Origin of the sequence: Paenibacillus sp. FSL R5-0470, assembly GCF_037975205.1 — a bacterium.
Classification (GTDB): domain Bacteria; phylum Bacillota; class Bacilli; order Paenibacillales; family Paenibacillaceae; genus Paenibacillus_AQ.
Map to the genome: position 1 here is coordinate 2,363,384 of NZ_CP150238.1, position 20,872 is coordinate 2,384,255.

The 20,872-nt window shown below is 43.7% G+C and carries 22 protein-coding genes and 1 other RNA gene; 13 read left to right on the plus strand and 10 right to left on the minus strand.

What is annotated here, in order from left to right; genetic code table 11:
* Nucleotides 1-92 precede the first annotated feature (92 nt).
* The 3 genes from MKY99_RS10090 to MKY99_RS10100 all read right to left on the minus strand — a co-directional run bounded on the left by MKY99_RS10090 (nt 93) and on the right by MKY99_RS10100 (nt 2,734).
* On the minus strand, nt 93-1,301 hold the full coding sequence (locus tag MKY99_RS10090; protein ID WP_339270254.1) for a putative glycoside hydrolase: 1,209 nt from the start codon (nt 1,299-1,301) through the stop codon (nt 93-95).
* Nucleotides 1,302-1,531: 230 nt separating this feature from the next.
* On the minus strand, nt 1,532-1,720 hold the full coding sequence (locus MKY99_RS10095; protein ID WP_036689649.1) for a hypothetical protein: 189 nt from the start codon (nt 1,718-1,720) through the stop codon (nt 1,532-1,534).
* A 192-nt stretch (nt 1,721-1,912) separates the two neighbouring features.
* Nucleotides 1,913-2,734: a YitT family protein gene (locus MKY99_RS10100; protein ID WP_076283172.1), complete on the minus strand. Its 822-nt coding sequence runs from the start codon at nt 2,732-2,734 to the stop codon at nt 1,913-1,915.
* A 332-nt stretch (nt 2,735-3,066) separates the two neighbouring features.
* Between MKY99_RS10100 and MKY99_RS10105 the strand changes: the two genes are divergently transcribed.
* Complete coding sequence (locus MKY99_RS10105) at nt 3,067-4,713, plus strand: DEAD/DEAH box helicase (RefSeq protein ID WP_076283171.1); 1,647 nt, start codon at nt 3,067-3,069, stop codon at nt 4,711-4,713.
* A gap of 119 nt (nt 4,714-4,832) precedes the next feature.
* On the opposite strand, the gene MKY99_RS10110 is transcribed toward MKY99_RS10105, so the two are convergent.
* Nucleotides 4,833-4,928: a hypothetical protein gene (locus MKY99_RS10110; protein WP_042186834.1), complete on the minus strand. Its 96-nt coding sequence runs from the start codon at nt 4,926-4,928 to the stop codon at nt 4,833-4,835.
* Between the two features lie 186 nt (nt 4,929-5,114).
* Here MKY99_RS10110 and MKY99_RS10115 point away from each other — a divergent pair, with 186 nt between their 5' ends.
* The 3 genes from MKY99_RS10115 to MKY99_RS10125 all read left to right on the plus strand — a co-directional run bounded on the left by MKY99_RS10115 (nt 5,115) and on the right by MKY99_RS10125 (nt 6,784).
* Nucleotides 5,115-5,939, plus strand: a complete 825-nt coding sequence (locus tag MKY99_RS10115) for a DUF624 domain-containing protein (protein WP_042186837.1) — start codon at nt 5,115-5,117, stop codon at nt 5,937-5,939.
* 104 nt (nt 5,940-6,043) lie between these two features.
* Nucleotides 6,044-6,235: non-coding RNA, 6S RNA (ssrS, locus tag MKY99_RS10120), on the plus strand.
* A gap of 159 nt (nt 6,236-6,394) precedes the next feature.
* Nucleotides 6,395-6,784: a DUF1499 domain-containing protein gene (locus tag MKY99_RS10125; protein WP_042186839.1), complete on the plus strand. Its 390-nt coding sequence runs from the start codon at nt 6,395-6,397 to the stop codon at nt 6,782-6,784.
* A 299-nt stretch (nt 6,785-7,083) separates the two neighbouring features.
* Here MKY99_RS10125 and tpx read toward each other — a convergent pair whose 3' ends face one another.
* Nucleotides 7,084-7,602 (minus strand): thiol peroxidase, encoded by a 519-nt coding sequence (tpx, locus tag MKY99_RS10130; RefSeq protein WP_339270256.1) that lies wholly within the window; start codon nt 7,600-7,602, stop codon nt 7,084-7,086.
* Between the two features lie 116 nt (nt 7,603-7,718).
* Here tpx and MKY99_RS10135 point away from each other — a divergent pair, with 116 nt between their 5' ends.
* Nucleotides 7,719-8,354 carry a rhomboid family intramembrane serine protease gene (locus MKY99_RS10135; protein ID WP_339246907.1) on the plus strand — a complete coding sequence of 212 codons (636 nt, stop codon included), beginning with the start codon at nt 7,719-7,721 and terminating at the stop codon, nt 8,352-8,354.
* Nucleotides 8,355-8,358: 4 nt separating this feature from the next.
* Entirely contained in the window at nt 8,359-9,273 is a 915-nt protein-coding gene (locus tag MKY99_RS10140; protein WP_042186843.1) for a LysR family transcriptional regulator, read from the plus strand.
* 35 nt (nt 9,274-9,308) lie between these two features.
* Here MKY99_RS10140 and MKY99_RS10145 read toward each other — a convergent pair whose 3' ends face one another.
* Both MKY99_RS10145 and MKY99_RS10150 read right to left on the minus strand, forming a co-directional pair.
* A complete protein-coding gene (locus MKY99_RS10145) occupies nt 9,309-9,980 on the minus strand; it encodes a zinc metallopeptidase (protein WP_042186846.1) in 672 nt (223 codons plus the stop codon).
* 35 nt (nt 9,981-10,015) lie between these two features.
* Nucleotides 10,016-10,450: a MerR family transcriptional regulator gene (locus tag MKY99_RS10150; protein ID WP_042186848.1), complete on the minus strand. Its 435-nt coding sequence runs from the start codon at nt 10,448-10,450 to the stop codon at nt 10,016-10,018.
* A gap of 546 nt (nt 10,451-10,996) precedes the next feature.
* Between MKY99_RS10150 and MKY99_RS10155 the strand changes: the two genes are divergently transcribed.
* Genes MKY99_RS10155 through MKY99_RS10165 form a run of 3 tightly spaced genes read left to right on the plus strand, consistent with a single transcriptional unit; the run spans nt 10,997 to nt 14,250 of the window.
* Complete coding sequence (locus MKY99_RS10155) at nt 10,997-12,391, plus strand: ammonium transporter (protein WP_042186849.1); 1,395 nt, start codon at nt 10,997-10,999, stop codon at nt 12,389-12,391.
* A gap of 39 nt (nt 12,392-12,430) precedes the next feature.
* On the plus strand, nt 12,431-13,504 hold the full coding sequence (locus tag MKY99_RS10160) for a DUF294 nucleotidyltransferase-like domain-containing protein (RefSeq protein WP_339271586.1): 1,074 nt from the start codon (nt 12,431-12,433) through the stop codon (nt 13,502-13,504).
* Nucleotides 13,501-14,250 carry an exonuclease domain-containing protein gene (locus MKY99_RS10165; RefSeq protein WP_042186851.1) on the plus strand — a complete coding sequence of 250 codons (750 nt, stop codon included), beginning with the start codon at nt 13,501-13,503 and terminating at the stop codon, nt 14,248-14,250. The genes MKY99_RS10160 and MKY99_RS10165 overlap by 4 nt, the downstream gene beginning before the upstream one ends.
* Here MKY99_RS10165 and MKY99_RS10170 read toward each other — a convergent pair.
* A complete protein-coding gene (locus MKY99_RS10170; RefSeq protein ID WP_339270259.1) occupies nt 14,232-14,708 on the minus strand; it encodes a M67 family metallopeptidase in 477 nt (158 codons plus the stop codon). The two genes, MKY99_RS10165 and MKY99_RS10170, sit on opposite strands and share 19 nt — an antisense overlap.
* A 169-nt stretch (nt 14,709-14,877) precedes the next feature.
* On the opposite strand from MKY99_RS10170, the gene MKY99_RS10175 reads away from it, so the two are divergent.
* Complete coding sequence (locus MKY99_RS10175) at nt 14,878-15,423, plus strand: TlpA disulfide reductase family protein (RefSeq protein WP_339270261.1); 546 nt, start codon at nt 14,878-14,880, stop codon at nt 15,421-15,423.
* A 96-nt stretch (nt 15,424-15,519) separates the two neighbouring features.
* Here the strand turns inward: MKY99_RS10175 and cimA are convergent, their stop codons facing one another.
* A complete protein-coding gene (gene cimA, locus MKY99_RS10180; protein ID WP_042186855.1) occupies nt 15,520-17,139 on the minus strand; it encodes a citramalate synthase in 1,620 nt (539 codons plus the stop codon).
* 218 nt (nt 17,140-17,357) lie between these two features.
* Between cimA and MKY99_RS10185 the strand changes: the two genes are divergently transcribed.
* The 3 genes from MKY99_RS10185 to MKY99_RS10195 all read left to right on the plus strand — a co-directional run bounded on the left by MKY99_RS10185 (nt 17,358) and on the right by MKY99_RS10195 (nt 20,611).
* Nucleotides 17,358-18,650, plus strand: coding sequence for a DNA polymerase IV (locus tag MKY99_RS10185; protein ID WP_339271587.1), 1,293 nt, complete (start codon nt 17,358-17,360; stop codon nt 18,648-18,650).
* Between the two features lie 150 nt (nt 18,651-18,800).
* Nucleotides 18,801-19,043, plus strand: a complete 243-nt coding sequence (locus tag MKY99_RS10190) for a ferredoxin (RefSeq protein ID WP_042186857.1) — start codon at nt 18,801-18,803, stop codon at nt 19,041-19,043.
* Nucleotides 19,044-19,177: 134 nt separating this feature from the next.
* On the plus strand, nt 19,178-20,611 hold the full coding sequence (locus MKY99_RS10195; RefSeq protein ID WP_339270262.1) for a L,D-transpeptidase: 1,434 nt from the start codon (nt 19,178-19,180) through the stop codon (nt 20,609-20,611).
* On the opposite strand, the gene MKY99_RS10200 is transcribed toward MKY99_RS10195, so the two are convergent.
* Complete coding sequence (locus MKY99_RS10200) at nt 20,608-20,745, minus strand: hypothetical protein (protein WP_167348489.1); 138 nt, start codon at nt 20,743-20,745, stop codon at nt 20,608-20,610. The genes MKY99_RS10195 and MKY99_RS10200 overlap by 4 nt on opposite strands.
* Between the last annotated feature and the right edge of the window lie 127 nt (nt 20,746-20,872).

Here is a 20,872-nt window from a genome sequence, read left to right on the forward strand (position 1 = left end):
CCTTTTTCTCCATTAAAAGACCCGGCAAATGCCGGGTCTTTATCTTTATATATCATACCTGATTTCAATTATACATAATAAGGGCTATTACATCATTTCTCATAATCGACATCGGAGGTATATCGGTTATTGGCGTTCCAGAGCAGAAACTCCTCTACATTTTCATCTTTTAAAGCGCGGATTTGATCCTCCACCTGTTTTTTACCGTATTTAATATAATGACCTTTACCGAGCCAGCTTGCTGTAAAATCTTGAATCCAAGGACGAATAACAGGTTTGTAGCTGCCTAGAGGATCAAGCTTCTTATGGGTATCAACCATGGAGCCTTTAATGGTAGCATACGGATCTAAGTCAGGCTCTTTCACTCCAAACCATCCTGTTGAATAATGACTCGGATAAATCATCGGGCTGATGACATCCACATTCTTGGATATTTTAACAAAGTCTTGTCCTATGCCCTCAGCAGGAGCAGATGCGGCATATCCAAAAATATCTACGGATACACGAACACCAAGTGGAGCAAGCTCTGCTTTTGCGTATTTTACAAAATTAGAAATGATATCTACGCGAGAATCGCTAGTTTTGGTGTATTTAAGTGTGTCTGCACGTTTTTCGAATCCTTCAGGAAAGCGCACATAGTCGAATTGAATTTCTTTAAAGCCGAGTTTGACAGCTTCTTTGGCGATATCGACATTGTACTTCCAGACATCTTCATTATAAGGATTAACAAAGCTATCGCCGCCTTTATTCTTCCATACTGTGCCGTCTGCATTAACAAAGGATAATTGCGGGTTCTTTTTGGCAAGTATAGAGTCCTTAAAGACAACAATTCGAGCGATAGGATATACATCATGTTTATTCAATCTTTCCATCAGTTTGTTAATGTCGCCAATAAATGGCTGCGGATTACCGAGTTTCTGAAGTTCAGGATTATCGGTTTTGTACGTGATGTAACCTGCATCATCCTTAATGTCGATGACCATAGAATTTAGTTCCGTCTGATCAAGTAAAGAAAGAAGCTTTTCCATTCGTTCTCCACCGGCACTGTATGCGGTAACATAGATGCCTTTTACTTTTGGCGCATCCGGCTGAGGATCTGCGTGTAGCATGCTTTGTGAGTCATTTGCTTCTGCTGTAGCATTTGGAGCTGGAGTTGAACCATTTGAATTATTATTTTGCGCAGCGATGATGGGGGGATTCATGGCGGACTTCAATGCAATTGCCACTTCAGCGTCATGTTGATTCTGTTGCACGCCTACACTTCCCAAGGCCATCATCAGTAGAGCCCAGGTGATGTTCATTCGTATTCTCTCCCTTTATGTACATTTCCTAAATTATATAGGAACGGTTGCTTCTAAAAAGAACAGTGTTGTAATAATGTTGGCTCAGATCGGGTCTGAAAATCCATCCTTGATGTATATAACCGGGACGCACAGATTCTAAACGTATTGTTAAAAAGTAAATGCCGCCTCAACACGGCAACATGGCCGAACTTAAGGCGGCAACTATCAAGACTTCTCTTGCGGCTTACTCATTGAAGATACGCAGAATTCTGATGTTCACAGATACTGTAATGGATGATATCCATGGCATCTGCAGGTTCCAGAATACTAAGCCCGTCACGCAGAACGATTACGGAATTTAATTCGTCCTGTTTGAGAAACGGCATCATATCAGGATACCACCTCATGACGATTGCTGACAGCTTTACCGTTTCCATTTCCACAAAAATCACCCTTTCCTTTTTCGATAGGTCTGAATGGAATTCAGTAATCATCGGAAAACGAAGTGCTTGGAAAAAAGAGGGGTAAATCTCAATCTTTATGAAATTGTTAGGGTTCTGCGTGATTATAATATATCACAATTCTGTGATTGGTGCATTTTCCAAAATAATACTTTTCGTTGCCAGTTGTTATCTTTTTCGGAAGGAGCCCATAACACCAACTGTCTCGACAATATTTACAAATGCTTGAGGATCTGTCGTGCGGATAATACGTTGCAGTTCAGCAAGTTCGTAGCGGGTTGTTACTGTCATTAGCATGTCCTTTTCAACATGAGAATAAGCGCCTTCTGTTTTAATCTTTGTGACACCGCGTTGAAGCCCCATTAAGTGCTGAAGGAGCTCATCTGTACGATTTGTTACTATATATACGGTTACCTTTAAATGGCTGATGTGAATCATGTCCAGTACCTTACCAGTTACATATATAGATACCATCGATGCAAGAGCCAAGTTCCAGTTGTTATCAAAATATGCCGCGGCAAGAATAACGAGTCCGTTTAAGCTAACCACCACGTTTCCAACTGGGAAATCGCGGAATTTAGTGATGATGGATCCCAGGATATCAAAACCTCCGGATGAACCACCTGCACGGAAGCTGAAGCCACAGCCAATACCGACCAGCACGCCACCAAATACAGAAGAAAGCAGCATATCAGTAGCTACCAAATATTCGGGAATGATCGTCAAGAACCAGGTTGTTGCCACAACGGATAACATGCTTAGCATAATAAATCTCCGGCCTAGCTGGAACCAACCAGCTACAAGCAATGGAATATTAAAGAGAAAGTACAAGAGGCTTATGTTTAGTGGTGTAAAGTAACCCACTAACATCGAAAGCCCGGATACTCCTCCGCTGAGTAAGCGATGAGGGATTAGAAAAAGATTAAATCCACTGGCGATCAACGCTGCCCCAAAAATAACTGCAATACAATTCCAAATCTGTCTTAACAAGCAAATCCACCTCTATAAATAAATTTAAAAATAAACCATGTATGCAATGAAAAGAAAGGAACCCACTGGTATTCCTACTTAGAGTTGTGATATAATGTACAGGATATTCTTGAGTAGGACGTTACAATGGTATTTTTGCATTGCATCGGATGTAAAGCTACAGTTGCTCAGGTACAATGAAGTACCTGATGAAAGGGAGGCTTTTCGTCCCAAAAGCGCTATATCATGCAGAAAAAAGAGCATGATTGGACAGCATATAAATGTGTTTACCGCTACTTAAGAATACAGACAAGCATGTGGAATGTCCACTGTATAGAAGGAGCATGAATAATTTGAAAACATTCGCAGAATTTGGCTTGGAGCCAAAAGTGCTACAAGCAATCACAGAGTTAGGATTTGAGGAGGCAACACCGATACAGGAGCAGTCAATTCCATTGGCATTGACTGGGTCGGATCTGATCGGTCAAGCACAGACTGGTACAGGTAAGACTGCTGCTTTTGGTATCCCCCTCATTTCGAAGATTAATCGCGAAGACGAAAAAATTCTGGCACTTATCATGGCACCAACTCGTGAGTTGGCCATTCAAGTATCAGAAGAAATCGGTAAGCTAAGCCGTTTTAAAGGTCTTCGTTCGTTGGCAATTTATGGCGGACAAGATATTGGTCGCCAAATCCGTGGTCTTAAGAAGAAACCACAAATTATTATTGGTACACCTGGACGTTTGCTTGACCATATCAACCGTAAAACCATTCGTTTGGATGATGTTCAAACTGTTGTATTGGATGAAGCAGATGAAATGCTGGATATGGGCTTTATGGAAGATATTCAGACAATCCTCAAGCTCGTTCCTGAAGAGCGTCAAACTATGTTGTTCTCGGCTACAATGCCTCCAAACATTCAACGTCTTGCACAGCAATTCCTGAACAACCCGCAACACGTCTCCGTTATTCCGAAACAAATCAGTGCTCCGCTGATTGATCAAGCATATGTTGAAGTACCTGAACGTCAAAAGTTCGAAGCGCTTAGTCGTTTGATTGATATGGAATCACCTGAGCTTGCAATCGTGTTCGGACGCACGAAGCGCCGGGTTGATGAGCTTGCAGAAGCTTTGCAAAAACGTGGATACTCAGCTGATGGATTACATGGTGACCTGTCTCAGAACCAACGTGATGCTGTAATGCGTAAATTCCGTGATGGCAGCATTGATGTGCTGGTAGCTACTGACGTAGCGGCTCGTGGTTTGGACGTATCTGGCGTTACTCATGTAATTAACTTTGACTTGCCGCAAGATCCAGAAAGCTATGTACACCGTATCGGTCGTACTGGTCGCGCTGGTAAAGAGGGTACAGCTTGGTCTTTCGTTACTCCACGCGAAATGGATCACCTGCATTTGATCGAACGCGTTACTCGTCACCGTATTACTCGTAAACCATTGCCAACTATGGCTGAGGCTATTGAAGGTAAACAACGCGTAACAGCAGAGCGCTTGCTTGAAATGGTTGAGAACGGTGAATTGAATGAGTACAAAGGTATTTCTATTCAGTTGCTTGAGCAATATGATTCTGTACAATTGCTGTCAGCTGCAATGAAGCTTCTGACTGGTGATAAGAAGGATTCTGCAATTGAATTGACTCCTGAAGATCCAATCCGTGCTAAACGTCGTGGTGGTAAGAACGACATTCGCAGTGGCCGCAAACCTAATGGTGGTTATGGTGGCAACCGTGGTACTTCCGGTGGCAGCACTGGCGGATACCGTGGAAACCGTGACAACAACGGTGGCGGAAGTCGTGGTGGCTACAGCAGCGGTGGTAGTAACTATGGTAGTGGCAGTGGCGGTTATGGCGGTGGCTATAAAGGCAACCGTGATGGCGCAGCTAGCCGTGATGGTGGAGCGAACCGCAGTGCAGACCGCAAACCATCTACTCGCCCAAGCAGCACGAGCACACGTCCAGCAAAACGCGAAGATTTCGATAATTAATACTTGATCAGAACCCGCGGGGGATGATTTATCAAAATATAAGAAGACGAGATGCCGAATAGCGGTTCTCGTCTTCTTTTTGCTGAAATATAAGGGTGTTTATTGAATTAGCAGCTTATTTAAATGAAAGTACGAGTGATGATAACGAGCAGGATAAACAATACGAGGATCGTACCAGTGGAAGTCCAGCCGCCGTAGCCAACAGGTGAGGACATATAATAACCTCCTTTAGAATGTAGTGATTTTGGAAATTCTTATGGTCACAATCCCAATATATGGACTTTATAGACTTAATGCATAGACGATGACCTAGAATTCAGAAAGTTGGGCTATGGAAAAGAGTAGGTCAAATGAGGTATAGTTAAGATAAGCAGTATGCAAGAGACAGAGGAGGAAGGGAATTGGAGTTTAAAGGAGCAATGGGTGGTTTATACCGCATCACAGAATGGATTACACGTATCGCAGCTAGTAATATCTTATGGGCACTATGTTCCGCCCCGTTTTTATTTTTTGGATTGATGAAATTGATGATGCTTGGGACAAGCTCAGGTGGAGTAAATGAGCAGCTCACATTGAACTGGGCTATGGGGATTCTGGCGCCATTTACAGTATTTCCTGCTTCGGCGGCTTTATTTACCGTTGTGCGCAAATGGGTTATGGGGAACACGGATGTAGGAACTTTTCGTACGTTTTTTCAGGGGTATAAAGAGAATTATTTAAAAAGTATGCTCGGTGGAATTATCTACACATTGATGTTCGTTATTATGTACGTCGATGTAACGGTTTACATGACACAAATGCCTAACTTCAGAATTGTTGGTATTTTGATGTTAGTGCTCATGATTATTTTATCGGTGTCCATGTTTAACTTCTTTTCTATTGTCGTTCATTATCAAATGAGCTTTAAACAAGTGATGACTAACTCAATATTGTTGACTATAGCACGTCCAATTCGCGTGTTCTCAACTTTGATTGCAGCTGCAGTGCTAGCTTATATTGGTCTTAGATATCCAGCACTGTATTTCATCTGTATTCCAACGTTGATTGCGATGGCTGCTTTCTTTAACTTCTATGCTACCTATAATAAACTGCAATTGCAGGTGGAGCAGAAGAAACTGAAAGAGGAAGAAGAGCGAGAAGCTGCTTTGAACAATCAAGAGGATGACGACGATGACGATGATGATTATGAAGACGATGTTGAGGATAAAGATGTAAAACGTATTTAACAAAGACGAGTATTAAGCACTCGGAAATCGTCAGTAATTTAATTCCAGTGTAAAATAAAGCGCATACAGGTTTACTTTTTCGTTAAAACGCAATATAATAATAACAAATCCTGCGATGTTCGTTACGGTTGCTCGTTGTTTTGAACCAATGATAATGTCTTGGGAGATCTACACGAAGCGCAGCTGAACAGCCCTGTCTATATGACTTGGGGAATTCAAAAACGTTTTCTGCGATCACCCACCTGCTCTAGCAGGTTCAGAAGACACTGTAGCCGGACGGCATAAGCGGGTTTTCTATTGTTTAGGCCAAAGCGCCCTGTATCCCGTGAAAGTTGGGAACGGGCGCTTTTTTGTGTGTCTGGAACAAGGAGAAAGTGAGTAATACCCTTTTGTTCCTGAGACAAGAGTGTTACACTTAGAATAATGAACTTGGGATTTGTAGAGGGGGAAGAATTTTGTCGTTAAAAAGAACCTTGGTCGGTTTATTCCGTAGTCATGATGGAACAAGCGACCGCGCAAAAGATCCGACATTAAAAACGCGTTATTACAATCTAACGAAAGACAAAGCTTGGGAGGAAGTTTCATCAACGCTTAAGAAGATTCCTGGATTCAAGGTGCTTCATGAAGTGGAGTCAGTAGGTGAGATCACTCTGGAGAAGAGAACGGCATTCGGCCGTACACTGGACATTACTGTCTCTGTGCTCAATACCACACCTGTACGTTGTGGCGTAGATATGTACTCTGCATCAAGAGGTTCGCTAGGTGATTTGGGTGCTAATTACCGTGTCATTCAGCGGTTATATGCGTCCTTGGACAAAAAATTAGGAAAATACAAAGCAGACTAATTTTCAGAGATTCTTACTAAACCTTCTTACTTAGGGATTGTATGAATGCGTTTACGCAAATGTTGACTGCTCTGGATATTATCGATAAATCTTTCTATTACAAAAAAAAGCGGGAGAAGGATGGACCTTCTTCCGCTTTTTTCAAAATATAAGAAAGTATAAGTTCTACACCTATACTTTATGTCTTATATTTCTCGCATAAACACTTTGTCGCCCTTGTAAGGACGACAAAGGCATTTATGCTTGCAGTGATAAGTAAGTATTGTCGAAAATGGCCGCTAACTTACTGTTCTAGAGAATTAGAGCAAACTCTTCACAGCAGCTATAGCATCTTCGTAATTAGGGTGCTCAGTCATTTCACTCAAATATTCAACATAGGTGAGTGTGTTGTTCTTGTCTAGTACAAAAATAGAACGCATATCTAACCGGAATTCTTTGATTAGTACGCCATAAGCTTGTCCGAATGAGGCTGCTTTGTGATCGGATAGAGTGATTACGCGATCGATCCCTGCAGCGCCACACCAGCGGGCTTGAGCAAATGGTAGGTCCATACTTACCGTGAGGATAACTACATCGTCACCTAGCTCTGCAGCTTCGCTATTGAACCGGCGGGTCTGTGCATCGCATACACCAGTATCTAGAGAAGGTACAACACTGATCAGCTTGATTTTACCGGCATAATCACTAAGAGACACTTCTTCCAGTAGATTCTTACTAAGAATAAAATCAGGAGCGGGATCACCAGCTGTAAGCTTGGGTCCTACGAGAGTGATGGGGCTGCTTTTGAAAGTAGCTACGCCTGTTCTTTCTTGCGTCATATCCTTGTTTTCCTCCTCGAATTGTAATATTGGCTCTTACTGCCACAATAAATTATAATCTTATTTACAGGGAGATGTCCAACAGAGCAAGATATAAATGTAAAGGGATGGGTGTAATGATATTTATTCGGTATGAAAATTGGAAAAGTTATCTCCGGTATTACCCGGTAACATGTCTTCTCATTGTAGCTAATGTGATTATGTTTATGCTCATGGCGTTCAATGGTGGATCCACCAATATACAAACACTTGTTGATTTTGGTGCTATAGTTGATGTTAGCCCGTATAAAGAGGAACTGTGGCGTTATGTGGCGGCTATTTTTTTACATAATGGGTTTTCCCATCTATTCTTTAATAGCTTCGCTCTACTGGTATTTGCACCGCCTCTGGAGCGCCTGCTTGGCTGGTGGCGATATGCAATTCTTTATGTGGTAGGTGGAGTTCTTGCGAATTTTCTAACGATTGCAATCAGCAGTCGCTCAGTATTAGAGGTAGGTACGGTCTCGGTAGGTGCTTCTGGAGCAATCTACGCCGTCTATGGCGCATTTTTATACATTGCTGTTATTCAACGGGCGATGATGGACGAAGGCTCGCGAAAGACGTTATACGGTTTGCTCGTAATTGGGATCATTATGTCGTTTGCAACACCAAATGTGAATTGGGTTGCGCATATCGGAGGCTTGGTTTCTGGCTTTTTCCTATATGGACTTATTATTCGTATATTTAAAAAAAGCCTAAGACAGGGGCGATGATGGAGTGGAGCTAAGACAGCTGCAATATTTTCTAAAGGTAGCCCAAAAAGAACATGTAACAAGAGCGGCGGAGGAACTTCATGTAGCGCAGTCTGCGGTAAGCCGTCAGATTCATCAATTGGAGCAAGAGCTTGGGGTTGACTTGTTCATGCAAAAAGGGCGTAATTTGCAGCTTACGCCGGTTGGACAGCTCTTTTGCAAGCGGGTGGATAGTATTCTTAAGGAATTGGAACATTCGGTAAATGAAGTGCATGAATTTCTAGATCCGGAACGTGGAGAGATTCGTATAGGGTTTCCTCACAGTCTTGGAACGCATCTTATCCCGACTATCGTTGCAGAATTCCGCCAGCACTATCCCCATGTTAAGTTTCGCTTTAAGCAGGGCTCTTACCCTTCGCTGATAAAGGACGTATTATCTGGAGAGGTGGATTTAACGTTTATTTCGCCTTTTCCGGAAAATGATGAGCATGTCTCTGGAGATATTGTTATGACTGAAGAGTTATTTGCAATACTTCCTCAGAATCATCAGCTGGCAGGAGAATCTGAGATCCGACTGGAACAGCTTCAAAATGAAAAGTTTGTTCTATTCAGTCAAGGTTATTCTTTGAGGCCGATCGTTTGGCAAGCATGCTTGCAGGCGGGATTTCAACCACAGATTGCATTCGAAGGTGGGGAGACTGATACCATACGTGGTTTAGTGGCGGCAGGGATGGGTGTAAGCCTTCTGCCGGAGATGGCGTTCTATCAGACGAATCCTCTCCAGCCAGCTCAGGTAAGGGTTGTGGAGCCTGCTGTGACGAGGACGGTTGGTTTGATTTACCGAACAGATAGTAAGTTGCCGCTGGTTGCGCGTTCGTTTCGGACTTTTTTGATATCCTATTTTAAAGCGAGGCAAAATAATACCCCGGTTGGCTCTTAGCCTTCCGGGGTTTCTTTTTGTGTTGTATTTTTGTATTAGTCGCGGTTACCTAAAAAGACGGTAATCAAACGAAGCAGTTCGAGTAAGGAGACTAGCGCGGCGGCAACGTACGTTAATGCAGCTGCGTTTAGGACTTTGGCTACTCCGCGTTCCTCTTCGTTACGAATGTAGCCTTGCTCTACCATGACTTGACGTGCCCGGTTGCTGGCATTGAACTCAACTGGGAGTGTCACAAGCTGGAAGGCAACAGCGGCCGAGAAGAAAATGATACCAAGGCCTACGAGATTAAAGTAACCGAAAATAAATCCTGCCATAAGCATGAATGGTGCTATACCTGATGCAAAATTAACTACTGGGAACATCCGGTGACGTAGTGTTAACATAGGATAACTTACTTTATGCTGAATGGCGTGACCCACTTCGTGACAAGCGACTGAGACTGCTGCGATAGAACTCTCATAATAAACAGGCTCTGATAAGCGTACAACTCTGTGAATTGGATCATAGTGGTCAGAAAGCGTACCTCTTACAGGCTCAATCGGAACATCGTGAAGTCCATTTGCGTCGAGCATGCGTCTAGCTGCTTCATATCCTGTCAGACCGTTTAAGTTGGCGACCTTGGACCATTTGCTGAATGTCCCTTTAACTCTGAACTGGGCCCATAATGAAAAAATAAAAGCGATAATTACTAATAGATACATTCCCATAGCTGCATTCCTCCACTGTATTGTAAATATGGTATTTACATTGGCGGTCCTTGCGTAAGCAATAGAAGCCGAATCGCCTCCATGCAGGCCACTCCTTGTGGGAGTAAGTTAGAGAGCGCGCGTCTGGCCTGTCCCGGCTTCAGACCGCTTATAATGGGTTCAAGTGCCTTTACTTCACGTTCTAGTCGTTGCATATGTTGCTCAAGCTCGACTAATTTATCAGATACGTCAGTTTCAGGAGTAGCCTCGCTCCATTTGCTCATCATGGATTTGATTTCTTCCAATGAATACTTGTCATGCTTTAATTGATTAATACGTTCTAAGTCGACCAAGGTTTCATGACTGTAAAGTCGGTAATTTTTGGTGCTTCTTGACTCTGGGGAGATTAACCCCAATTTCGTGTAATAATCAATGGTGCGCTCACTGATGTGAGCAGCCTTAGCTAATTCTCCAATTCGATATAGAATCATATCCCCATGCTACCTCGCCTCACTAATCGAATTCGACTGTCCATAAAGGATAGTCGTCTCCTATATTGGTGGTTTCTATTATGCTATCTGTAATGATAACAAACTGGAAACCATACAGTCAAACGTCATACTTTCATAAAGTATATGCATTAAAGAGAGGTTAATTCATGAAATGAAATGCGTTGTTTATATACAATACACTCAAACTCCATGTGATATCAAATTTGAACCGATTATGCTCATTAATAAATCCTAACTATAAACATGACATTTAATGTTATGTTTATTGGAGGATCAGTAAGGATAATTCGATAAAAAAGTAATATTAGAGTGGATCTTCACGTAGTTATTTCAATGAATTCATAGCTGTATGGGCCTGAAATACTGAGATAGTTCAAGTGTACTATGGAGAATTTGTGAGTTTAGTGAAAATAAAATAAAAACATTCCCAAAAATAGTCTTGTCAATTTACCTGACTTCTGATTATAATGACATTAAGAGTTTCACGCTTTGTTAGAAAATATAACATTGGGGAGTGGGGTAAAAATGAAAAAGAAATGGTTGATGATGTTACTGGCCATGATTACGCTGATGGTTTATCCGGTAAGTGCTTTTGCGGCGGACGGTCCAACAAATGCAGATTTGCAGGTCGGATTGGATACCGCGTTTACCTTCCTGGCATTCATCTTAGTTTTCTTTATGCAAGCAGGGTTCGCGATGCTTGAAGCAGGATCAGTTAGAATGAAGAATGCAGGTCACGTAGCCGGTAAGACGGTACTGACACTAGCCATTGCGAGTGTATGTTTCTGGGCCGTTGGCTTTGGACTTGGCTTCGGTAACGGTAACGGCTTCTTCGGTACTACAGGCTTCTTGTATGGCGGAGATTCAACAGCATCTTCATTTGAATCACTTGCATTTTCTGATGTTACTTTAAATGTTAAATTCTTGTTCCAAATGGCGTTTGCAGCAGTTTCCTTAGCTATCGTATCTGGAGGCATGGCAGAACGTGCAAAGATCAGTGTGTACATTATATTCGGAATTTTATTCTCAATCGTAATTTATCCTGTCGTAGCACACTGGGTATGGGGCGGCGGCTGGTTGGCTGAGCTGGGAATGCAAGATTATGCAGGTTCCACGGTTGTCCATCTTACAGGTGCCACTGCAGCGGTAGTAGCAACCATATTGCTTAAGCCACGACTTGGTAAGTTTAATAAAGAAGGTAAACCTGTTATTATTCCAGGTCATAACCAAGTATTTACTGTACTCGGTGTGATTATCCTCTGGTTTGGTTGGTTCGGATTTAATCCAGGTAGTGCTTTGTCCCCAATGGGAGGTTTCTTTGGTCACGTAGCATTAACAACGAATATCGCAGCAGCAGCAGGCGGTTTGGCGGCATTAATTGCTTCTTGGTTGTATTTTGGTAAATCTGATATTCCAGCAATGCTGAATGGTGTTCTAGCTGCATTGGTTGCGATCACTGGTGCATGTGCTTACGTTGAACCATGGGCGGCAATCATTATTGGTTTAGTAGCGGGTGCGTTCACATTCATGACTTCCCAATGGCTGGAACGTGCAGGACTTGATGATCCAATCTATGCTTTCTCGGTACATGGTATTGCGGGAATGTGGGGCGCGGTTTCCACGGGTCTATTCGCTGCACCGGATCTTATTACTAAAGGTGCTTTGGTAGGGGAAGCAGGATTGTTCTACGGTGGAGGTTTCCACCAGCTGGGTGTTCAAGTGCTTGGGGTAGTAGGAACATTTGCTTTCGTAGCCGTGCTTTCATTCATTATCTTATATGTAATGAAGGTAACAACAGGACTTCGTGTTACGGAAGAAGAAGAATTGATGGGTCTGGATATCAGTGAGCATGGTACTTACGGATACCCTGAACAAATGAAATTAATTGCAGAATCGGAATCCAAAACCCTTAAACAATAATATGAATCCTCAGATAGGGAGGCGGACCGTGTGGCTTCGATGGAGTTAACAGACGGGTATGATGAAGAAAGCTTTAGGGCCATCGTTTTAGCCGGTTCGCCACAGGAACTTAGGGAGAGGCGAATTGCCTGCCAAAGTATTCTACTGGAACAGTTGAATGTAATTCCGATTGAGGAATGGATGTTTCGTGTGAATACAATGCATGATCTTATTGCAGAGACTGCAGTACTAATATGTGAGGCGCAGATGAAAGAGGCGGGCTATGGCCCGCCTCCCTGTGCTTATTCCTTTATTGTGTTTGGCAGTAGTGGAAGGCAGGAAGCTACACTGTGGAGCGATCAGGATAATGGTTTGATTGTTGAGGGTGAACCGGATGGGGAGAAGAATAGATACTTTGAATTTTTTGGAATGATGTTATCCGATCTGCTTGAAGAAGTGGGATATGAGAAATGTGCAGGCAAAGTAATGTGCTCCCAAGGGGTGTGGAGGAAGACGTTATCGGAATGGAAGGAGCAGCTGAAGGAATGGAGAACCCAGTTGGAATGGGAGCCAATTCGGTATCTTATCATTTCTTCAGATATGCGTCATGTTGCGGGAAGTACGGAGTTATCAGCATTGTGGCAAGAGGCTTTCTATGAGGGTTTTATTGACAATGAGGAGTTGTCTGTGGCTGTTCTTCGCAATACAGTCCGCCATAAAGCGACTCTAAATCTGCTGGGACAGGTGTTAACAGAGCGCTTTGGGGATTATGCAGGTGGATTTGACATTAAGTATGGAGTCTATATCCCGGTAGTGAACATTGTTAGGCGCTTATCGTTATTGCATCATATTAGAGCTAGCTCGACCTTAGAGCGAATTGAAGAGCTTAAAAGACTTCACAAATATCAACATCTAGATGATATTCGGCGGGCTTTCTTATTGGCGATGCGGATGCGAGTGAACACGCCATTTAGTGTCCAGAATGGCTTGTTAATCAGCAGTGATTATATTGCTGAGAGTGAACTGAAGAATAAGCAGCTATTGTCTGAGCTGCGTGAAAGTCTGCTGCTTGTTAGACGCCTTCATCGGGCGTTGCAGCGTCAGCTCCGCTCAGCGGAAAGGTGGCGAACATGAGGGAGCCAAGCAAGAATGGAGGATTCTGGAACAACCTGAGACAAGGTGGAATGCCGTCGGCAATCGCTTCGATGAGAGGGGGAGAAACTGCTCATCAGACTGCGCAGCAAATGGCCTATATCCGATCTCTCATGCGTGAGAAGCGTCGTCCTGAGGTGCTGCGTACTCCGCTGTCTGAACTGGAGACGGTTATATTTGATTTAGAGACGACGGGATTTTCTCATCAGCATGGAGATGAAATTATGTCGTTTGGTGCTATTAAGGTTGTTGGAGAGGAAATTAAGGAAGATGAATGCTTTTACACCTTGGTGAATTGTCAGACGGCAATTCCAGAAGATATTACGAGGTTAACAGGGATAACGGAAGAGATGACTGGGTCCGCCCCTTCCTTAATTGATGGCCTTCATAATTTCATGTCCTTTGTGGGGCAAAATGTGCTAGTGGCACATGCAAGCTCGCATGATAAAGCTTTTCTCAATGCCGCGCTATGGAGAACTTCTAAAGTTCAGCTTACACACCGGGTGCTGGACACGATGATGCTTGCACGTTGGCTCGAGCCGCAGCGAAATAACTATACACTCGATGAACTGTTATTTGTCCATGAAATTCCGATTCATGGACGTCACAATGCATTAGAGGATGCCAAAATGACAGCCCGGCTGTGGGTGGCTTATCTTCGCGAAATTTCGGAGCGGGGCCAAGTAGATACCTTAGGCGATTTATATGCTTATTTAAGTAGAACGTGAAGCGGGGCATGAGATAGTTCAGGGAAAGCTTTTCCTTGTTCTTTTGAATACCGCTCAATATAAAATCCATTCAGAAATGGAGAGCAGCCATCTTCAGTTCTGGGAGAACCAATAAGGTAGACCTTAAATTCAGATCCAAGTGCTGCTAATCCTTTATAATCGGCAACCGAAGGTATAGGTTCTGAATTTGGGTGGGAATGAAATAAACCGATGAGTGTCGGCTCATTGTAAAGAACATGAATCCACTCTTCAGGGTGGGGAGCAAATGTGTGCAGCGGGTCTGGCGCTACGTTGCGCATAGGTACGTAAGTATCGATGAGCATGCCACCCGCTGCGGCAGCACCCAGCAGGACACCGCATGCTTCATGCGGGTAACTGGACAGCAAGTGCTTCCCCAGTGCTTGCTGTACGGAATATTTCAGTCTTATAGGCTGGACATTTCCCTGTAATGCTGCCATTTGTTCACCCCTCTCTCTTCATTAGGGTTTCGTCGCTGACGATACCCTCTTTTTATTTTTTCTTTTTGTCTAAAAAATGGATGGTTTGAAATTGAAGTTAATGAGGGTACAATAGTAGAAAACTATTCCATTCGAAAAGGAACAGATCCCTATGAAAGCAGTAAATAAATTGAATATCACGATAGTGATTCTTATTGTATGTGTAGCTGTGTTTGCGGTGTGGCATAATCGTGAGCCGAAGGCTACCGCTGTTTTTGGACAACAAGATGAGCCGCCAATGAAAATAGGACCCAAGGCTGGACTGCGCGCTCCCTCATTTTCACTCCAAGGAACGGATGGGGCTACATATGTAGTTGACGGACCGCGAGAGAAGGCAGTCCTCGTTAATTTCTGGGCTTCATGGTGTGATCCCTGCAAGGAGGAAGCTCCGGAGCTTAACACCATGGCCACTAAGTATAAGGATGTTCTAGATATTTACGGTATTAATGTGAGTAGTCAGGATTATAAACCCAATGCAGAACGTTTTATTAAGAAATACGGTCTTGTGTTCCCGGTTATGTTTGATGTGAAAGATGAGGTGTACAGCAAATATAACGGAGCAGTATTTCCTACCAATGTGCTTATTGACAAGAATGGAGTGATCTCAGAGATTATTCTGGGCATTCTTAGTCCGGAAGAGCTGGAGAAAAAAATTATCAAGCTTACCGAATCATAAAGGATCTACACCAAAGAATTATAAAAGGCCCCCTTCATTACAGTTAAACTGTTGAAGGGGGTTCTTCGTCATATGAATGCTTATGAAAGGTATGAATTAATGATTCACCAGGCCTCTAGGTTCAGTACTTCCAGACTGTTCATTTTCCAGCGAGAGTTGATTCAGAAGTGCGTAGCGCATACTGTCAACAAGCGCTTCCCAGCTGGCTTCAATGACGTTACTGGAGACGCCTACCGTACTCCAAGTGTCTGTGAAGTTCTTGGATTCAATCAATACCCGTACTTTCGCAGCAGTCTGATCCTGTTCATCTATAACACGGACTTTATAGTCTGATAGATGCATTTCTTTCAATTGCGGGAAGTAGGTCTGCAGCGCTTTACGAAGAGCGTTGTCGAGTGCATTGACCGGACCGTTACCTTCAGCAGCGGTATAAAGGTTCTCATTGCCAACCTTCAGTTTAACGAAGGCTTCAGATACAACTGGATGCTCTGCGGTTTTTTCGACTAACATCTTGAAGGATTCAAAGGTAAAGGTTTCGTTCATCTCGCCAGTAGCTTCCCGAAGCAATAGCTCCAGCGAGGCATCGGCACCTTCGAATTGATACCCCTGATGCTCCATCGTTTTGATCTTCTCGATCACCCGGCGAGCTTGCTCGCTGCTTGGATCCAAATTCAAACCCATATCTTGCGCCTTGGAGAGCACATTGCTCTGTCCAGCCAGTTCAGAGACCAGCACACGTTGTTTATTCCCGACAAGCTCAGGAGCGATGTGCTCATAGGTCCGTGAATCACGCATGATAGCGGAGACATGGATTCCACCTTTGTGTGCGAAAGCTGCATTTCCGACATAAGGTTGATTTACCGGCAGATTAACATTGGCAACTTCACTAATATAGCGTGCTGTGTTCGTAAGCTGCGGTAAAGAATCACCAGGAATACAGTGGTATCCCATTTTGAGCTGAAGGGTAGGGATGATGGAACATAAGTTGGCATTGCCGCATCGTTCGCCGTAACCATTAATGGTACCTTGAACTTGCCGTGCTCCAGCACCGATGGCGCTAAGTGTATTAGCTACCGCCAGCTCACAGTCATTGTGAGTGTGAATTCCGAGATTTGCTCCAGGTAGCTGCCCAGCCAGAGCGGTAACAATCTCATGAATTTCAAAAGGCAATGTTCCACCGTTGGTATCGCACATTACAAGCCAATCTGCTCCGGCTTCCCGGGCTTTGGACAGAACGGCTGCTGCATATTCAGGATTGTTCTTGTATCCATCAAAGAAATGCTCGGCGTCAAAAATTACTTCAAGGCCTTTGCGTTTCAAGTAGGATATGGAGTCGCCAATCATGGCGAGATTCTCCTCAAGCGTAGTCTGTAATGCAGTGTGTACATGAAAATCCCAAGACTTTCCGACGAGTGTAGCAGCAGGAACTCCTGCATCAATCATACGTTTTAAATTGTCATCGTTTTCGGCCAAGGAATTCTTCCGCCGTGTGCTGCCGAACGCTGTGATTTTGGCGTTCAGATGAAGCTCCTTGACTCTTTTAAAAAATTCAATGTCTTTATTGTTGCTTCCCGGGATGCCACCTTCAATATAGTGCACACCCAGATCATCGAGCTTCTTGGCAATCTTCAGCTTGTCGTCAGCCGACAGACTGATGCCTTCACCTTGGGTGCCGTCGCGTAATGTAGTATCGAAGATGGAGATGGACTTAGACATGAGTGTCCTCCTAAAAGTTTTGTAAGCTTCGTCTTCCGGATTCACTTCGTGCAAAACTCACATCGGAAGCATTGGCAAGGGAAATGAATTTATACATTATAGCATTTTTACGCGGGAATGTAACAAAGAACTTTACAGCCTCTTAAGTTGACCTAACCGCAGCGGAGAGGTATTCTAAATTGGACAATAGAGACCCTGAGGATAAGAAGGTAGATATTGTGCAGAATGTTGATCAGTACTATCCAACGACTGGCAGGGTTATCCTGCATGTGGATATGAATGCTTTTTATTGCTCGGTACATGAGGCAGAGGATCCTGACCAATTCAGAGGTAAGGCTACTGCGGTTGCGGGTAGCGTTGAATTACGGAAAGGGATTATTGTTACTTGTTCGTATGTCGCCCGCAGATTGGGGATCTCGACGGGTATGCAGGTTCAGAAGGCGCTACGTATTTGTCCATCGCTTATCGTTATTAAGCCGGACTTCCATTTATACCGCAAATATTCTAATGCGTTTATGCAGATTGCTTATAGCTATACACCATTACTGGAAGCAGTGTCGATAGATGAATGTTACTTAGATATAACTGGCTCCAGGCAATTCGGTACGCCTATGGAAATTGCGGAAACTATTCAGCGCCGTATAATGGAAGAATTGGGCTTGCCATGCTCCATTGGTATTGCTCCAAATAAGCTCCTGGCGAAGATGGCTTCGGATTTAAAAAAGCCAAATGGTATTTCGGTGCTGCGGCTGCGGGATGTACCTAAGATTTTATGGGATAAGCCATGTAATGAAATGTTCGGTATCGGTGGAAAAACGGCAGAGAAGCTCCGTAAGTTGGGAATTTACAGCATTGGTCAATTAGCGGCGTCTGATGAGAAAATGCTGGTTGAAAATTTTGGAGTAATGGGCTCCTGGCTAAAGCGTGCAGGGAACGGCATCGATCATGGGATAGTAAATCCTGAGCGAGAGCAAAGTAAGTCGATCGGACACACCACTACACTGCCGCGGGATGTTATTGGCCTTGCTGAGGTACGCCCCATTTTGCTGAATCTAAGTGATCAGGTAGCGCGGCGCTTGCGAAAGCAAGGGCTTGTGGCTTCAGGTGTGCAGCTTACCATTCGGACACCGGATATGAAGACCATTACTCGTTCGCGACAGCTTGAGGCGCCTTCAGAGAGTGGAGAAGATATCTACAAGTCTGTCTGTGATCTTTATGTTCGACATTGGAATGGTGAGAAGCCCGTTCGACTGCTTGGTGTGACCTTGCAAGGTTTGATCGCTAAAGAGGATTCTGCAATTCAGCTGGATTTGTTCGATTACGAACAGCAGCCTAAGAAAGAGTCACTGACCAAGGCTATGGATATGCTTCGCAATAAGTTTGGTGAAAATGCAGTTTTGACCGCTGGAATGTTAAGTGACACCCATTCTGCAAGGCTCCGTAATCATAAGGAGCGAGGCACCTCACTGCAAAAGGATAATCTGTTGTCTGTTGAGTCAGATAAAGATTGATAAAACGTGTCGAAATTGATACTATAGAATGCGTCAGAAATGCAAACGTATTGAAAATCAATTGAAATTGTATTCTTTTTATATTAATATGAGAAAAATAAGACGCTGGTTCAACAGCGCAGCATTGCTTAACGGGAGGCAGAGAAAAAAATGGCTAAGTACACTTGGGTCGAAAAAGACACTTGTATCGCTTGTGGTGCATGTGGCGCAACGGCTCCTGATATTTTTGATTACGATGATGAAGGTTTGGCAGAAGTTATTTACGAAAATGACAGAAACTGCGGTGTGACAGCGATTCCGGACGATTTGTTTGATGATCTCCAAGATTCCTGTGATGGTTGCCCAACCGACTCCATTAAAATTGCGGACGAACCTTTTAACAAAGAAGGTTAATTACTCGATAAAGAGTAACGTGCGACACCAGATAAAGACATCTTCTGCGAACATTTTGTTCGGCTAGGGATGTCTTTTTTGCTGTGTCTGACCGATATTAATAAAGTAGGAATTATAAACTCTCGGAGGTTCCGATGAAGAACTCACAGCACCTCAAAGCATATGTACAGATGCACCCAGATAACAAAATGGCATGGTACTTGCTGGGGAAGGAATACTATAAGAACGGTCAACATGGAAAAGCTAATTATTGCTTCAATCAGGCTGGTGAAGTGTATGAGGCTTTCGAGCATAGTAAGGTACCTGCTGAAATGCTGCGCGAATACGAAGATGGATTGCTGCAAGCGAGTCGCCAGCGTGAGCGCGGCCAACAAAGATTGAGATACATATCACTGGCGCTAATGCTTCTTATACTGTTAATGGTACCTTCAGCAGTGGCTCCGGGTATTGGTGTTACTGAAGAACAAGAAGTCCTTCAAGACACGGCAGCTCCAGAAGTCAAAGATCTACCAGATCCAAAAGACTCCGTCCAAGAGCCGGTTATTGAGGCGGAAAAAGTGATGTATACAGCGCAAGAAAATGGAACTGAGGCTTCGCAAGGAAAGTTAATGGCGAAAATGCTAATGCGTAAAGAACCTTTTGAAGCTGCTGTGTTAGGGATGGAGCGAGAGGGAAAATGGCTGCTCTGGAAAGAGAAGCTTCCGCTAAATTTCACACTTCAAAAGAATGGAAAGGGACGGATGGTATATCAGTCTTACGATCCTAAGGCATGTGCATGTGAGCCGCCAGAGCAAGGGCAACTCGCCAAGGATGGAGCAGAATGGCAGGGTGACCAAGAGGAGCTTGCCACACTATGGAGTGCAATCCGGGCTTATCAAGATGCTAAAGGGAAGCTTCCAGATACATTAGCGGATTTGACGGGATCTTTTCCTGAGAACTGGATAGGTGGGACGACAACCGTCATGAAGCGGGAATTCAGCCCTCTTAAAGCGGTTGCTAAGAACAAGATGGCACCGGGAACAGAAGACATAGCGGAGCCTTCAAGCTCATCTAACGATGGTGTGAGGACTATACCGACAGCATTAAGTGTGAGTGGAAGTGTTGCGAGAGACGTTCCTTTTTTTGATCAGCCGCTGAGGGTCGTTGTGGATAAACAAAATCACCGGTTGGCGGTAGTCAGCGGTTCTATTATTCTACGGAATTATGCGGTAGGACTTGGCGGAGATAAGACACCAGAGGGGAATTTCGTGATTACAGATAAAGTCGTCAATCCAAATGGTCGAGATGATGGGGATTTCGGTAGCAGGGGGCTTCAGCTTTCGGACAGTAATTATGCTATTCATGGCACGAATGAGCCTGACAGTGTTGGTAAGGATGAATCCCTTGGATGTATTCGAATGGGCCGAGAAGATGTGGAGGAGCTCTTCGCGCTGATTCCTAAAGGTACAACAGTAGTGATTAGTAAAGGGGTTCTGCCTGAAAAGCAGCTTGTGCCGGCTAAACGCTTCAGCTCTACTGCTAAGCATGATCAGACCAACCCCCACAAAGTATACCACTGGCTGAATTAGTTTCCTGCAACGATAAACAGAACGATGATTAGAAGAATTAGTAAAGTTAAACTGACGCCAATCCACATTAGCGCTTTACGGTTAACTTCTTCTTTCTTTTGCTGCAAAGTTGGTGGTTTACGTTTAGTAGACATATTGGGCATACCTTCTTTCTCTCTTAATCGCTGATTACACCTATATTGTAATGCGTTTACAACAAAATTACTATACTCTGCGTTATGTACTCAACGTACTCACACTGTAAAATACTTTTCTTTTGTT